The 14794-nt window shown below is 61.1% G+C and carries 13 protein-coding genes; 7 read left to right on the plus strand and 6 right to left on the minus strand.

The annotated features are described in order from the left end of the window. The first annotated feature begins 36 nt into the window (after window positions 1-36). Window positions 37-1053, plus strand: coding sequence for an ATP-binding protein (locus ETR14_RS21990; protein WP_129388989.1), 1017 nt, complete (start codon window positions 37-39; stop codon window positions 1051-1053). 430 nt (window positions 1054-1483) lie between these two features. On the opposite strand, the gene ETR14_RS21995 is transcribed toward ETR14_RS21990, so the two are convergent. Further along, the gene (locus ETR14_RS21995; RefSeq protein ID WP_129388993.1) at window positions 1484-2242 is read right to left on the minus strand and encodes a hypothetical protein; all 759 of its coding nucleotides are present in this window, start codon (window positions 2240-2242) and stop codon (window positions 1484-1486) included. Between the two features lie 442 nt (window positions 2243-2684). On the opposite strand from ETR14_RS21995, the gene ETR14_RS22000 reads away from it, so the two are divergent. Continuing rightward, complete coding sequence (locus ETR14_RS22000; RefSeq protein ID WP_129388996.1) at window positions 2685-3386, plus strand: hypothetical protein; 702 nt, start codon at window positions 2685-2687, stop codon at window positions 3384-3386. A gap of 516 nt (window positions 3387-3902) precedes the next feature. On the opposite strand, the gene ETR14_RS22005 is transcribed toward ETR14_RS22000, so the two are convergent. Next, on the minus strand, window positions 3903-4304 hold the full coding sequence (locus ETR14_RS22005) for a hypothetical protein (RefSeq protein WP_129388999.1): 402 nt from the start codon (window positions 4302-4304) through the stop codon (window positions 3903-3905). Between the two features lie 256 nt (window positions 4305-4560). Between ETR14_RS22005 and ETR14_RS22010 the strand changes: the two genes are divergently transcribed. Next, entirely contained in the window at window positions 4561-4944 is a 384-nt protein-coding gene (locus tag ETR14_RS22010; protein ID WP_129389002.1) for a hypothetical protein, read from the plus strand. 397 nt (window positions 4945-5341) lie between these two features. Further along, window positions 5342-6205, plus strand: a complete 864-nt coding sequence (locus tag ETR14_RS22015) for a metallophosphoesterase (RefSeq protein WP_243455635.1) — start codon at window positions 5342-5344, stop codon at window positions 6203-6205. A gap of 948 nt (window positions 6206-7153) precedes the next feature. Here the strand turns inward: ETR14_RS22015 and ETR14_RS22020 are convergent. Continuing rightward, window positions 7154-7627, minus strand: a complete 474-nt coding sequence (locus tag ETR14_RS22020) for a hypothetical protein (RefSeq protein WP_129389008.1) — start codon at window positions 7625-7627, stop codon at window positions 7154-7156. Between the two features lie 1229 nt (window positions 7628-8856). After that, the gene (locus ETR14_RS22025; RefSeq protein WP_129389011.1) at window positions 8857-9264 is read right to left on the minus strand and encodes a hypothetical protein; all 408 of its coding nucleotides are present in this window, start codon (window positions 9262-9264) and stop codon (window positions 8857-8859) included. Window positions 9265-9584: 320 nt separating this feature from the next. On the opposite strand from ETR14_RS22025, the gene ETR14_RS22030 reads away from it, so the two are divergent. Then, window positions 9585-10595 (plus strand): hypothetical protein, encoded by a 1011-nt coding sequence (locus ETR14_RS22030; RefSeq protein WP_129389014.1) that lies wholly within the window; start codon window positions 9585-9587, stop codon window positions 10593-10595. A gap of 501 nt (window positions 10596-11096) precedes the next feature. Here the strand turns inward: ETR14_RS22030 and ETR14_RS28570 are convergent. Beyond that, window positions 11097-11540: a hypothetical protein gene (locus ETR14_RS28570; protein WP_165356570.1), complete on the minus strand. Its 444-nt coding sequence runs from the start codon at window positions 11538-11540 to the stop codon at window positions 11097-11099. 203 nt (window positions 11541-11743) lie between these two features. On the opposite strand from ETR14_RS28570, the gene ETR14_RS22040 reads away from it, so the two are divergent. Both ETR14_RS22040 and ETR14_RS22045 read left to right on the plus strand, forming a co-directional pair. Further along, complete coding sequence (locus tag ETR14_RS22040; protein ID WP_129389020.1) at window positions 11744-12214, plus strand: hypothetical protein; 471 nt, start codon at window positions 11744-11746, stop codon at window positions 12212-12214. 318 nt (window positions 12215-12532) lie between these two features. Next, complete coding sequence (locus ETR14_RS22045; protein WP_243455636.1) at window positions 12533-12682, plus strand: hypothetical protein; 150 nt, start codon at window positions 12533-12535, stop codon at window positions 12680-12682. 1717 nt (window positions 12683-14399) lie between these two features. Here ETR14_RS22045 and ETR14_RS22050 read toward each other — a convergent pair. Beyond that, on the minus strand, window positions 14400-14702 hold the full coding sequence (locus ETR14_RS22050; protein ID WP_129389023.1) for a hypothetical protein: 303 nt from the start codon (window positions 14700-14702) through the stop codon (window positions 14400-14402). Window positions 14703-14794: the final 92 nt, after the last annotated feature.

Genomic DNA, 14794 nt, shown 5'->3' on the forward strand with positions numbered 1-14794 from the left:
CTCCGCCGGAGCCTTACCACACAGCTCGTCATTGCGATGATGACGGTCGTCGTCGTGTGCATCGCACTTTCGGTTGCTGCCTTCGAGATCGTCTATTTTGCGTTCTTTGCGCTGGGCCTTCCGGGGATCAGCTCGCTGAACGAGCTGTACTTCGAACCCATCGACTTTGTGATCCTCGCTGGATCCATCATCGTGGGACTGATGATCGCGTCGGTTATCGCGGTCAGGATAGCCAAGCGTATTCTGCGGCCGCTGCGATCGGTCGAGCAGGCGCTGCGATGCATCGCGCAAGGGGATCTCTCCGCGCGCGCTCTCCAAGATGAACATGGACCGCTTGAGGCCGCCGGGCTGATTGACGACTTCAACAACATGGCTGATCGCCTGGAACAGGCATCCAAAAACATCTCGATCTGGAACGCGCAGATCGCGCACGAACTACGGACGCCCCTGACCATTCTTGGGGGCAGGCTGCAAGGGGTCATAGACGGTGTGTTCGAACCCGATGACCGCCTCATTGCTAACTTGATGGTGCAAGTTGAAAACCTGAAGCGCCTCGTCGAGGATCTGCGGGTCGTCAGCCTCGTCGACAGCGGCCATCTTGACCTTCGTGTAAGCCGCATCGAACCGGCGCAAGAGGTCAGGGCGCTGGTTGACCTCGTTCAGCCGCGACTAGCAGACGCAGGCTTTACGGTCATCGCCGATGGCGATGGCGGCGAGGCGCTTCTCGATGCGAGCCGCTTACGGCAAGCCTTGCTTGCTCTAATCGAGAACGCCCGCGTGCATGCTCCTCCAGGAAAGTTGCTAATTCGGTCTCGGCTGAGCGAGGCGAGGGTGAGGTTTGAGGTCGTGGACGAGGGGAAGGGCTTGCCGAAAGACTTCATCCCCATAGCTTTCGCCCAATTTGCACGCGCCGAGGCTTCGAACCAGCGTCTTGGCTCCGGCCTTGGCCTCTCGGTGGTGAAAGCGATAGCGATCGCGCACGGTGGCGACGCCTCCTATTCTCAGAAAAATGGGAGATCGACTTTCATGCTCGATCTTCCGCGGTGGGGGTGACCGCCGCTCCGTCTACGCCGTGCGCGTGCGTTCCCGTCACATTCACAGCGGGCTCGGCTGCGCGCATCTTAATCAGCTCGGCGATGCGCTGAGGCGCGCTAACGGCGGCATGATCTTCAATCCTCAAAGGCGCCGAGATTCGGACCGTATCGGTGAGCGGAAACGGGTTGCCATTCCGCCCAGTGAATGTCGTGAATGGGTCGGACCCGGCTGTCGGCGGTGGCGCGACCCCGGCGATGCGCGATGGTCGGCCTATTGCGCGGAACCGGACGTTCGCCGCCGCGGTCCGCAATCGCGCCGGGAACAGCTGAATCGGGTGGAAAGGCGACATTCGCGAGGCACTGACGTTTCCTGGGAACTCCCGCTACACGGGCTGAGCATTATGCGGAGCGCGAACGCGTCGGGACAGGAAGAGGCGTGCAGAGCGAGACTAGTATCCCAAGATGCTAAGCGGCTGCCGCGCCTCGCAACGAGGTGCGAGCCATTCAGCTAGGCCATGGCACAACTCGGCCTTGGCCGCCGCTTCGATCTCCCTCAGCCGATCGCCTTCGAGTCTGAGAGCCTGAACCAGCGCTGCGCAAGCCCCAGCGCTCAACTCGTAAGGGCCATGGCGGTGCCACGGCGTCCATCCAGAACAGGTGGCGATTAGGAGCGGCTCGATCGTGTCGAACGCAATGTCGGTGACCGATACGCCTTTTCCGATGCCGTCCCGCCATCGCCCTTCCGCGAACTGGATCGTCATTCCTGGATCGAAGCCAACAGTCTCGTTCAGCCGATAATCTGCCGCGCAGGTGACCCATTTCGACGGGTGCTTTTGAAAGGTGCTCCGGGCCACCTTCCACGGTTTCACATCGAACTTGGTCTCCGCGAAGTCGATGTCATAGGTCTCGGCGTCCCCCAATGCGTAACCTTCAATTACAGACAAGCGGCGCCCTTCGAAGAGGGCGATAAAACCCATGCCGTGTTCAAGCCCGTCCACCATTGCGTAGGCGTCGTCGAGGGGGGATCCGTCAGGGAGCGGCGGAGCGTCCCCGGTCACGTTGATTGAGGAAAAGAAGCCTGTTCCGGTGTTCTCGAACCTGGTCACCCGAGCACTCGCAGATTGCAGCCGTAATGGCTCTGTCAGGCTGGAATGGGCACAACCCAAGGTATCAAGCACGGCACGTTCAATCTGCCAAAGAGGTCTCATGCTCGCACCGTAGCTCGGCGCACCGAAGGGCCGCAATGGGTCGGCGTCGGTCCCCACATGCCGCAGGCCGACGGCGAAAGGCAGGGTGCCGCGCCGAAGCGGACCTTCGCCGGGTCGCCCGGCGATCGCGCCGGGAACAGCCGGAGAGGGTGGGTTCCGGACCTAGCTTGCGACCTCGATGGCCGTCAGGCCTGCGCCGCCGCTGCTGAACGTCTTCCATTCGCATCGGACAACAGTACCCGGTGCAAACGCCCATTTCTTACCTTCTGGAACCTGTCCCGCCACTTGGTAGGCGTCAGTCAAAAGGTGCGTCGCCTCGATCTGCGAGGCGGTGTGCCAATCATCAGCTCAACTGCCACGGGCTGCCTCTTCCAATCTGACCCAAGCACACTTACGAGCAATGGAAATCTGCGAACGAATCCGGAGCGGCAGTGAGCATCAGATGGTGACGACGCGGCTAGAAGGTGCCATTGGGGCCTTAGAGATCGGGGAAAAGAAGGAAGCGGAGGGGGATCTCTGCCGCGCACACATGGCGTATGAGACGGCTATCAACGACTTTATGCATCTAGCTCTTGTTGAATGTGATTCAGCGGATGCAGTAAAGACTTGGGTTGCTAATCAGCCGCTACAAATCGCATTGGACGGGTTTGTTAGGATTTCCAATTTTGTGATTGCAGAGCCGCGATCAGAATGGACACGCTATTTTCAGAGTGGTAACTATCTGCTAATTGCCTTCTCACACTTCTGTTCGGCGCTAGGCCAGCATGAGCGTGCTCGGTTCCTGTCACAGATTGCGACCGAGCCCGTTCTGTTTTCCACTGCCTTCTGGGCTGAGTATAGCAAGGTGTATGATGCGCTAAGTACAGGAAGATATTATTCCCCGAAGTTTGGCAAGTTTGCCTTTTTGGACAAATATGTGTCGTGCTACGTCGATCTGATGCTGGCTGTGATGCAGGGTGAACCGCTCGGGTCGCCCCTTGCAGAGATCGATCGTCAGTTCATTCTCCGCAACGCGGATAGGAGGATGAATGATGCCGACGCCTATATGATCGAAGGCAGCGCGGAGTATCCAGTGAAATTCGACTTTCGAAAAGCTGGGTTGCTGGCAACGATCGCGCACACAAAAACGGGAGCCATCATTTGAACTGCAGATAGCAATGCGCGCCCACCACCGACGCTTCACCAACGGCAGGAAACGCGCTACTCGGCCATCGATCCCGGCTTGAGAGAAGGTCCGCTTTGGGTCGCAGGCGGTCGTATCGCCCTGATCCCGCTGGCGGCGGCGCCATAGTCGGCCTACCTCGCGAAAGCGGACATAGCCGTTGCCGGGGCGACTGCTCCCGGCGGCCAGCTGAATCGGGTGGATAGTGTCGAAAAACTCCGGTGACGGATCTCCCTCGTGAGCGAGGGCAAAAGCGCAGAAGGCCCTTCCACAAACGAGCAGCATTCGCTCATAGGCGGAGCCGCGCTGCTCCGCGGCTAGAATATTCTTCTCCGTCGGCGCGCCGCTGAGCCGCCGTTCGGCTCGGCTCTGACTTTTCAAAAGCGGACGCTCAAGAAACGCCTCATTCCTGCATCGTCCCGTAGGTCGCACCGATGCAGCAGCCGCCGTTCCTTTTACAACGGCACCGACGTCGAGGAACGACCTACAGCCCGCTGATCACTGGTCGCACCACAGTTCGATGCGCCGACCGCGCTCCCGCAGGTTTTCGAGGTAGTAGATGGCTCGGTTGCGCCGCTCGGGATGGATGTAGACTGAGGGATCGATCAAAGAAAGGCTACCGCCATTAGATAGTTCCCAGAACCGGCCTGTATTCGGGGAGTTCGCTGGCTTGAAGGACAAGGAGTTGCTCTTGCGTCGCAACTTGCCCTTTCGAAAATCGATCTTGTATCTCTCTCCCTTGTGGCGTGGCCCATCGATGCAGATGCTCTCTTCAGCCGCGCCTTGCGAGCACACCCAGCTACCGGCGGCAACGCACCGGATTAGAGGAGCCTGTTTAGCTTCGGCCGCGGGAGTGACCGCGAGCGCCAAGGCCAGCGCCGTGCACATCCGTACCTCCATGGGATCCTCCTCAAGTCATGTAATTCGGATAGAGCGACAAAATTTAAAGGTCCGCTAAGGGTCGGAGCCGGCTGTAGGAGCTCCGGCAACCTCGATGACGCGCGATGGTCCGCCTATCGCGCGCAATCGGACGATCGCCGCTGCGTCCTGCGATCGCCCCGGCAAAGCCGAACCGGGTGGGAAAGCGGACGCCGTCTGCACATCTCCTGCACACTCTCACGCTATCGTTGTGAGGCTTTAAGCTGAAGGGTGAAGCATGCCGCTCGTTCAACGCACACTCGCGCTCGCCCTCCTTGCAGGCCTGCTCGTCTCGTGCAGTACTTGGGAGGCCTACCAGCATCAGGCTGTTGAAGGAGGCTACTGGGTGACCTTGGCTCAGCCGATGCTCGACGGAACACCCACCGATGGCGCAACAACGGTCTGCATTGATCGTGTGAAACTGCAGACTTGCCCCCGATCTACGAGCCTCGCGTATATCTATCGACCCGACGATTTGAAGCTCGTCATCACAGGCAAGCTGGTGGAGGTACGGGTTTTAGGCGGAGACGTCAGCGGTCCTGCTCCTGGTGAGGACGTCACCCTTGGTGACCATGACGAGCTCACGTTTCGGATCATTCGAGTGTCCGAGGGGGCTCTCTGATGAGCGCGTGGCTGTCCACGGGTACGTCAGCTAAGGGTCGATCCGCGCTGTAGCGCCGTGATCCTGCCGGGGCGGCGCGATCGTCAGCCCGCCTGGCGAAAGCGGACGTAGCCCGGGGCGCCGCCGGCTCCGGACCGGAACAGCGGAATCGGGTGGCAAGCGGACATCCAGCCTTTGTTTGGGATGAATTGCTTCTGGTCGCCAGCGCACACGCCGCTTGTCGGCAGCAGCTCATGAGGTCGGCTCTTCATCGCGAGCCGTGGCATGAGCCAGAACCCTCGTCGTCTGCTTGTGACCTCGTGCCGGTTCAAGGATTCTCCCAAGGCGGCTCACATGGAGGTCGATTGTACCCTATGCTGGGGCAATGACGGGGACGGCGAGACTGACACTCAAATGGTTGAGCGGGGCTGCCATCGCTTTGCTGGTGCTCGCGAGCCTGTTCCTGATTGTCGGCGTACGAGAAGCGGTCTCCCAGCCGGTCGAGCGTCGACTGACGATTGGGCTGTCCGGATGGCCACCCGGCGCAAGGCCCCTCAAGATCGCTTTGCTCTCGGACATTCACCTCGGCAACGACGCGATGGACGCCGGGCGGCTGCGCAGCATCGTTGGCGACGTGAATGCTGCACGGCCGGATCTAGTCCTGCTGGCCGGAGATTTCGTGGTCGGCCACGACGCCGCTGGTGCGGAGCGCCGCGCCGCTGGCCTGGAAGCGCCTTTGTCGCACTTGAAGGCGCCGCTTGGCGTGGTCGCGGTTCTTGGCAATCATGATCACTGGACCTCGCCAGATGGCGTTCGTGACGCGCTTGGTCGAGCCGGCATCAGAGTGCTCGGGAACGAAGCCCTCCGAGCAGGTCCATTGGCGATCCTTGGCGTCGATGACTCCTTTTCGGGCCATGACGATGTCGCCGCGACCCGCGCTTCGTGGAAGCCCATTGGCGGCATCCATCTCGTTCTGACGCATTCGCCCGATCTGGCGCACAAGCTTTCGGATCACGTTCATCTCGTGCTGGCCGGGCATACTCATTGCGGCCAGGTCGTTCTGCCGTGGCTGGGATCGGTTCTGACGCGCAGCCCGAGGCAACGATGGAGGCCCCTCTACGACACGCGCTACCGCTGCGGCGTGGTGCGTGACACGAACCGGATCGTCGTCGTCACTGCGGGTGTCGGATCCGGAACGAGCCCGGTCCGCCTGAGCGCACCCCCTGACTGGTGGCTGGTGACCGTCGGAGCGGCAGCGGAGGGTCCAGGTCGTCGCAAGTGACGGTTCTGGGGCAGCCGGGGCGAGCGATGCGAACTTCTGCGATGGGTCGAACCGGTCGTAGCGCACGACCTGGCGCACGCCGGCGGCCAACGTCAGGCCACCGTGCGGAACCCGATATTCGCGGGCCCCCCAGGTGATCCGCGCGGAAATGACGGGGCAGGGTGCAGGCTGTGTGAAAACTCGCTCCGCACTCCGCGCTGTAGAATAATCTTCTATTCGCCGTAGTGCTTCGCTTGCGACAGCCGCTTCGAAGCATTGAAAACCAGCGGATTCGGGTGGCAAACCCGTCAATGGGGCTGGTCCCGCGTTCGCTCAGGAAAAATCTTCTACCACGTCAAGGCGGAGTGGTGTTTTCACAAACCCTCGGTGGAAAAGCGACATTGTGCCCCCACCTTTTCATTCCTTGTTTCGGGGCTGCTCGCGGGGGAAAACGATCGATGCGGCGAAGGTTGGCTACGGGGCTCCTGGGGGCGTTCCTCTTGGGGACATGCGCGACAGTAGCGGTGCTGTACGTTTACGCGAGCCGACCCCTCTACTACGAATGGGACGAGCAGCTTGTCCACCGCGCCACGAAGGCCGCGGCGATCCACTTCCGGACTACGGAAGACGAAATACGGCGAAACACCTTTCCGATGACGATGCAGCTGTACCGGCAGCCTTGCGTGGAGCTGAGGCCGAAGCGAGATGATCTTGGCGGCTACCAAGCCTGCTATCGACAAGGCAGTGAAGAGGCAATCTACGAACGTGTCATGGGCGCGCCCTTCGGCCCCAGAAGGTTCTTCCCGCCTCGATGGTAGCTCGTGCCTAGGTCTGCTTAGGGTCGATCCGCGCTGTAGCGCGGTGATCGCGCTCGCGGCGGGGGACGTCGGCCTGGCGCTCGTAACCGGACCTTCGTCGCGGCGCCGCTCGATCGCACCGGGAACAGCCGAGGAGGGGGAGAGCGGACTTCTAGGGCAGCGAAGCCGGGTCAGGTACGGGCAGAGCATCAATCGCAGCGCGTAGCTTGTTGTTGCGAGTAGAGTTGCCTTTCGGGTCGCAGCCGAGATCAACGGCGTAAAGCTGATCCGTCTCAGGGCCCATCCACCGTATCGAGATCATCCCGGCGTCGGTCACCTGCGGCAGGTCCTTGGGGCAAGAGCCGTTGATAAATTCCTGCGCTGCCTGCTCAGTGGGTTTAGATAAACGCCGAAACTCGGAAAGCGAATGAACAAGACCGACGAAGTGGCCGCGTCCTACGTGGAATGTTCCCGTTATCGTGGGGCGCGGATGAGGCTCCGAGTTGAACTTGCCTTCACCCTGATTGTCGATTGAAACGTCCAATCCAGCAGCGCGCAGTTCGAGACGGCTGACCTCCGGAGCTTGCTCCGGCGTCTCTCCGGTGCATGCCGTGAGTAGTATGGACGCTGCTACAATCGTGCGCATGGCACCATCATGCCAGCGTGAGGCTACGTCAGCAAAGGGTCGATCCGCGCTGTAGGAAGCCAGACGCTCCGGACCAGGCGCGAACGTCGGCCTGTCGCGCGCAATCGGACGTTCGCCACCGCGGTCTGGGATCGCGCCGGCGACAGCGAACCGGGTGGCGACCGGCCGACTGTCACGACGTGGCGAGCCCGGAGGTGGAGAGTCAAGCCGCCGCGAGAGCGCTGGCATTCTCGGCGCCGCCCCACGATCGGACCGGGGAGCCGGCATTCGCCCAACCGATCACCAACATTCCGCGGCCGACGAGTTATTCGCGTTTGCGAACGGGGCCGCTTGACGGATGAAGGAGGTCATTCAGCCGATCCGGTATGTAGCCGTTCAGCAGGAATCCGCACCCGTCGTCGGTGCACACTGAAATGCTGCCCGTGGCGAGCGCTAAAGGCAGATTTGTGTTTCCTACCACCGGAGATGTCAGCGTGAGGCGGCACTTCAGGTCATCGTTCAAGCTGAATGAGATTCCCTGATGCACTTTCCCATCGATCACCACATACGAGCTGTATCCTGTAAGATGAGGACTTTTCGCTCTCCCGGACCTGCAGGATGAGCTGTATCGAAGCCGGCTGTTCTCGGGCAAGCCCAAGCGGTCCGTCGTGAGCTCAACATCGATGTCTCCGTTCGCTAGAACCCTCTCGGGTCCTACAGACGCAATTTGCCTGATGCAGAAGGCGCCCGAAAGCTCGACACAACCAAACTTCTGATCTCGAAGTACCCCCGAAGAGCCGTGCTGGTGAATGGCGGCGAACGCAAGCGCGTAGCTCGATACAATCAACATGACCATCATCCTAATGCTTCCACAATGGCGTATACAATCCGAGGACACTGCATCATCTACGTTTGAGCACGACCGGGCCGGCTCTGGAATGTCCGGTTTGGGTCGCAGGCGGCTGTAGGAGCCCGGGCGATGTCGGCCAGGTGCGAACGTCGGCCTGTCGCGCGCAACCGGACGTTCGCCGTCGCGGCTCGCGATCGCGCCGGCAACAGCCGAATCGGGTGGAAATACGACATTGGGCCGATTACAGTTCGGAATGGCTTATAGCGGTGACCCTGACTTCCAACGACACAATGCAGCTTGCGTCATAGCTCTCCTCACTGCGAGTCTTGGTCTACTCGCAGTCGGGAGCGGCTCACTCGACGAGCTTTGGGGCGTGCTGAGGATCTGCGGTGGCCTGCTTCTAATTGGCGGCGGTGCGTACGGTTTGATGCGCTATTGGCGCTCGGTATAGGGTCCGCGCAGGGTGGGATCGCTTCAGCGCGAAGGCCTCGTCCGGAACAGAGCGCTCGTCGGCCTCCTTGACGAAAGCGAACGTTCGCTGCCGTGACCGCAATCGCGCCGGGAACAGCCGGGGACGGTCGATAGCTGCCATAGGCGGCTCGCGCCAATCAGTAGAGCCTCTGCTTTTTTCTTTCTGGCGCTTTCGAACCAGCGACCATGCAAGCGCAATCGCGACGATCAATCCAGCACGCAATGGAAAGTTGCCGAGCGCATCCGCAGCACCATCGGTCGACCAATCAAAAAGGACCTGACCCGCATAAACGGGCAGGGCGACCTGCACAGGAAGCCCACAGTATCGATCTTTCATCTGACCGACTTAGCTCATCAATGATGTCGTGAAAGGGTCGAAGCACGTCCTAGGCCCTCACCTTCGGCACGCCGGCGGCGAAAGGCAGGGTGGCGCGCGGAAGCGGACCTCCGCAGGCACGTCTGGCGATCGCACCAGGAACAGCTGGTTGGGGTGGATACGCGACATTCCGTTCTGCCTACACGTGGGTTGCCGCCGCTTGCGCAAATCCGATCCCAGTTTCCGGTAAACCGGGCTTAGCCCAGGCTGAGCGTGCCCAAGCTATGGACAAAGGGTCCCGATGATGGTCCCGTGGGTGTGTCGTCGGAGGAAGAAGCTCGGTGCTCCCAACCATCATCCTTGGGCTGCTTGGCGCAGCGTCAATTGTGCAGCCTCAGGTTGACCGCAATTGTCGAGACGACCGAGGTGTCGACCGCTGCACAACGGACCAACAGGAGCGGCAGCGCGGGTTGTACGAGGTGGAGTCGATCGACGAGCTTGCTAGCCGTGGCGAGCAGGTCATGCGGGTCTTCTACGTTGACGGTTATGGCAATGACCTCGCGCTCGTCAGCCTCGTTCGTGCTCCAGGGCGAGACATCCGGCTAGAAGTTAGGGTTCCGCGTTCGCCCGAGGTGAACGCGCAGCTGCTCACTGCCGATGTTCCGCTCCCGGATTGCAATCGATTGACTGCCGCCGCGCGCCATTTTGATCGTGTGCTGGTTCCACGCTCGAACGTGGAGCCTGGCTTGTGCATGCACAGCTGGGTGTACACGGCCGAGGTGTCTGACGGGCCGAGGGGCTCCGTTGTGAGGCGCGCGGTGCAGAATGCGTGCGAAGACGGCCTGGTTCAGACGTTCGCGCTTGAGATTGCCCGGCGCGCGCTCGAGTTGCTCCCGCCCTGCAAGGTTCTTAATCCGGACCAGCACCGGAACGACGTTGCGATCCTCGCCGCCTGCACCGCACTTTCCGGAGATTTTATAGCCGCGGCACAGGCCATGAACGCGCTTCGGACCATGGGTTTTGCGAATGCCTCTGATCTTAGTCCGGAGACGCGCGCCGGCTTTGGCCATCGTGTCCGGTTCGATATTCAAGGCAATGTGACGGAAGCAGATTGGGAAGCGGCCGCGCCTTTCTGGCTTGAACAACGTAACGCGCTTCGCACCAGTTTTATGCCAAAGACCTATCATGGCGAGCGCTGGGATCGGGTCCGCGTACGCGGGCACCTATGGCGCAATGCAGAGAGACCCCAGGGAGCTCAGCGCGCGCCGATGGAAGTCATCATGGGGTGGGAGCCAAGCCAGCGGTTCCTGATCCAGCAGATCACGGTAGGCCACTTTGCACCCATACAATGAAGCGACGCGCCCGGCTTGGTACGCGAGGACGAACACGGTAGTGGGGCGCCTGATATCCAGGGGTGCTGCTAAGTCCTAAATGGGTCGGAGCACGTCCTAGGTCCCCACATGGCGCAAGGCGGCGACGAACGGCAGGTTGCCGCGTGCAATCGGACCTTCGCCGGATCGCCTGGCGATCGCCGCGGGAATGGCAGGGCAGGGTGGATTCGAGACATTCATCTCGTCATGCTGGTGGGCGGGGTATGACACAGATGTTTGATTCTAAGTCTGCTTTTGAAAAGCAGTTCACGCGGGTGGATGGTGGCTTTCTCTTTTACCCTTCCTGCAAAAGCGGTGGTAAGCTCATTACCACGGAAGAGTATGCGGACTTGCTAGCTGACTGGGAGCGCGTGGCCGGTCACAAAGGCCGCAGAAAGGCGCTTGGCGTCATCGGGGGAGCAGCGTTTCTGTGGGTGCTGCTATCAGAAGCGTTTTCTCCACCCGATTGCACTTACACGGCTTTCACCGTAGCTGTGGCCCTGGGTGCGGAGCGTGGCTTTTGCGGGCGCAATTGCGTCCGCATCGGTTATTGAAGGCTCGGGCGGCAGTCACGCCGCCCCGCCCTTTGACGCGGACCGCGTCGACATCCTGCGGTAGACGCTTCGCTGGGACATGGCTCGGTCGTTCAACCAGGGCGATGTCGGGCACTTCGACCCACTCCAGCTCAATGAGCGGGAAGGGGCCGCCTAGCTCGAAACAGCTCGCGAAGGGATGGGGCGGATAAAGCAGGGGGAGGCCAGTCCGCTGCTCTTTTTCGGCGCCGATAAGCTTCACCACCAGCTGCCGGATCGGAGGATCAATTGAATGCAGGGCTGAGAAGAAGACCCGCCATTTGGTGTTCGACATGAAGGATGCGGAGAAGCCCCGGCGCGCCTGCCTGCGGCCGGTTTCCAATTCGGCGGACATGTCGCGGGGTATGACTATCATCGGGCCAGTCTGAACGATGAGGCTAGGGACTGCAACGGGTCGAAGCTGGACTGGGCGGCATGCTGGTGCGAAGGGTCGACTTTCGGCCGCGGACCGGTCGTTATGCCGGATGGAGGGCAATCGACAGGAGTGGGTGGTTAGCCTCCCTTCCGTTCCGCAGAGATCAGGAGCATGGAGCGCTGATGCGAAGCGATGCCCCTGGCGATGTACTGAAGAAATGGAAACCTCTGCCGGACATCCCGGAGAGCCCTTGCGGAGACCTCAGCTTCTCTGGTGGCCCCGGACTTGTCACCGTTCGAGCCGCATACTCCAAGATCGATGGCAATGAGCCTCGGGACTTGATTATCATCTTCCACTCGGCCGCTGCGTTTATGGCGTTTGAGGAGTTCCGTGATCCCTGGAACATCCTGCCCAACGCTACTGCGCCTCAGTGCGAAAGCGAGCGGTGGAGCGGGTATGTCTTCCCTCTCCTTGAGGTTCGCGGGTCACGCTGGCTTCGATCATTCCCGGAGGAGAGGTTGATCGGCGATCGGAAGAGCTACCGGCACTTCACGATCGGCGACATTGACGGCAGAATCCATGTCCTCACTCAGGTGGAGCCTTCTCCTGGCTGGACCATCGACTGGGCAGATCCGCTTCAAACCGCCAGTTGACTGAAGAATCCGGACGTCAGCTTTGGGTCGCAGGCGGCTGTAGAGGCCGATCCGTCGCGACCAAGCGCGAACGTCGGCCTGTCGCGCGCAACCGGACGTTCGCCGCCGCGGCTCGCGAGCGAGCCGGTAACAGCAGACTCGGGTGGAAATGCGACATTCAAGGGGATAGCCTCGTTTCCATGAAGCTCGCTCGAAAGCTGATCCTCCATTCTCCCTGTTCGACGAGGCGTTGCTGGACGGCTTTGTGGAGCGATGCCTCCGGGACGGCGTGTCTTTGCTCGCGATCGCAGGTCCCGGCCGCCCCGGCTTGAGGACATCATGGACGAGATTGTCGTCGATGACGGATCTGAGCCAGACCGATTTCTATGCACGACATCGCACGCGGATGAACCGTTCGAAGACGTGCTGAACATGGCGCAAACATGGGAGGCCGAGCTCGGCGGACCGGTGCAGGAAATCCGGCTATAGCCCACGGCATCCAAGGGTCGGAGCGCGTCGCAGCGACGATCCCAGCCCCGGCGTCGGATTGTCAGCCTGGTCGGCGAAACCGGACGTTCGCGCCGCGACATTTGACCGTGCCCGGAACAGCCGGGTGGGGTGGAAACGCGACATTGCTTCAGCAGCCGCCTGCAAGCCTCACCAGCTGCGCGTAGACGGGCTCCAACTCAAGATCGTTCCCAATCTTGCGCCATCAAAGATGGCTCACACAGCCCAGCTTTGTAAGAGCCGTTCGGCACCTTTCAGGATGGCCTTCCATCGCGGCAAGTCGGTTTCGCGGATCTCCAGTTGCACGAGTGGACCGTCTGTCGTCTGCATCCATGCCTGACAGAAGCGGGCCTCTTCTTGAGACATCGACCTGCATTCGATCATGACGTCGAGGTCGGGCGCGAGTGATACGTAAAGCCTACCCGGATCCCATTGACCCGCGTCGACCCGCCGGACTTCCAGCCCATGATGGTGTCCATCGAGACGTGAGTATTGCGAGAACGAATTCAGGACCCGGCCATCCACCCGACTTCTAACGAACCCGGCGGGCGCCCAACCGACTGTGCCTGAGGACACGCCTGGCGCGTCCGCTTCCCGTCGCTGGCGGGCTGGAAATCGGTGGTGCGCGCAACAAAGGGAAGATGCGTCATCTTCGCCGCCGCCGGAGTGCTCGAGCGAATTTGCCTTGGCAGATACGCACGAGGCACTTCCATCCTGAAGCGGCGGTCCGGGCGCTTTGTCCGAGCAGGGTCCGGGCCCACCAAAATCCGCACGGTCTCAGTCATTGATGCGCTGTTTTGAGGGCCTGGTTGTGAGCATCCCACAAGCGCCATGGCCATCGCGGATCGCAAAGCAATCTCGAGTAGGTAGGTGTTCATTTGCTCGCGTCCCTTTGCGGTCAGAAGGGAGTATCTGACTGCAGGTTAAGAGTCAGGAAAGGGTCGGTCCGCGCTGTAGCGCCGTGATCCTGCCGGTGGCGGCGCGATCGTCAGCCCGCTTGGCGAAAGCGGACGTAGCCCGGGCCGGCGCCGGCTCCGGACCGGAACAGCTGAATCGGGTGGAAACGCGACATTCCACCGCTGGCGAGCACCTGACCGTGCCGGCGGCGGAAGATACGACGTGGGTGCCCGCAACGTGTTTGTAGATCAGCTTAGTTGAACCGACGGACCGGTAGCTCCGATTGGGCAGGTGTCACGTACGCTTTGTTCCCGACGGTGCTGAGGTCAGTTTCTCCGGTTGCGGCCAACGCTTTCACCACGCAGGCAGTGGTCGCATTGCCATTTGCCGGTTGGATAAACAGACGTCCGCCTTCGATCTTTGCTGTATCCCTTGGGGCACCACATCTCACGGTGATCGCGTCAGCCTGCGCCTGGGTCAATCTTCCCGCTTTCGCCTGGATGACAGGGCTCGAGCCAGTGCATCCGAGGAGGCAAAGAAAACCGCTCATTGGACCTAGAAATTGCGTCCTCAAAGCTCGTTCTCCTCATGGTTGCCCAGCAGCCTGCCCAAGCGGCTTCATGCCAGCGCATCGCCCCTTCCTCAATGTCCGCTCAGCGGCGCAGGGCCTCCACCACTGCATCCAGCACCTTGGCGCTGCCAACGTCAGGTCGCGACGCGCAAGCCGACCTTCGCCGCGGCAGCGCCGATCACGGTCAGGAACAGCTGAATCGGGTGGAATGCGACATTGGTTCGGGCGGAGTCATAGGCCGCGCCTCTCCCGGAAAAAGCGAAGCGTGCGCGCGGAAGCGCGTGAGAGGCCCGCAATCGTTCCGTACGCGATGACGCCGATCGGCAAGGGGAGCAGCGTGATGACGAGCAGGCCGAACGTACCGGTCTCGTCTTCCCAGAACACTGCGTGCCAGATGACCGGCAAGAGTGCGCCGATCAGTTGCACCAATCCCGCACTCAGGACCCGACTTCTGCAGATCAGCACGAATGGGACGACGACATAGAAGAGCAGCCAGGCGAGCAACAGCGTCAGGAAGAACCTCGTCGGGCCCACTACGGCGTCTCCATCCACTTATCGATGACCGGCACACGTCTCGGTCATTCACTCTGCTGCCATAGCGCCCGAATGTCAGCAATGGGTCGGAC

The organism is Sphingosinicella sp. BN140058, from assembly GCF_004135585.1.
Lineage (GTDB): Bacteria > Pseudomonadota > Alphaproteobacteria > Sphingomonadales > Sphingomonadaceae > Allosphingosinicella.

Excerpts from the sequence above, each read along its gene's own strand:
- ETR14_RS22040 (WP_129389020.1), top strand. The coding sequence starts at position 11,744 with ATGCGAAGCGATGCCCCTGGCGATGTACTGAAGAAATGGAAACCTCTG.
- ETR14_RS21990 (WP_129388989.1), top strand. The coding sequence starts at position 37 with ATGATGACGGTCGTCGTCGTGTGCATCGCACTTTCGGTTGCTGCCTTC.
- ETR14_RS22020 (WP_129389008.1), bottom strand. The coding sequence starts at position 7,627 with ATGCGCACGATTGTAGCAGCGTCCATACTACTCACGGCATGCACCGGA.
- ETR14_RS21995 (WP_129388993.1), bottom strand. The coding sequence starts at position 2,242 with ATGAGACCTCTTTGGCAGATTGAACGTGCCGTGCTTGATACCTTGGGT.
- ETR14_RS22010 (WP_129389002.1), top strand. The coding sequence starts at position 4,561 with ATGCCGCTCGTTCAACGCACACTCGCGCTCGCCCTCCTTGCAGGCCTG.
- ETR14_RS22045 (WP_243455636.1), top strand. The coding sequence starts at position 12,533 with ATGGACGAGATTGTCGTCGATGACGGATCTGAGCCAGACCGATTTCTA.
- ETR14_RS22000 (WP_129388996.1), top strand. The coding sequence starts at position 2,685 with ATGGTGACGACGCGGCTAGAAGGTGCCATTGGGGCCTTAGAGATCGGG.
- ETR14_RS28570 (WP_165356570.1), bottom strand. The coding sequence starts at position 11,540 with ATGTCCGCCGAATTGGAAACCGGCCGCAGGCAGGCGCGCCGGGGCTTC.
- ETR14_RS22005 (WP_129388999.1), bottom strand. The coding sequence starts at position 4,304 with ATGGAGGTACGGATGTGCACGGCGCTGGCCTTGGCGCTCGCGGTCACT.
- ETR14_RS22025 (WP_129389011.1), bottom strand. The coding sequence starts at position 9,264 with ATGAAAGATCGATACTGTGGGCTTCCTGTGCAGGTCGCCCTGCCCGTT.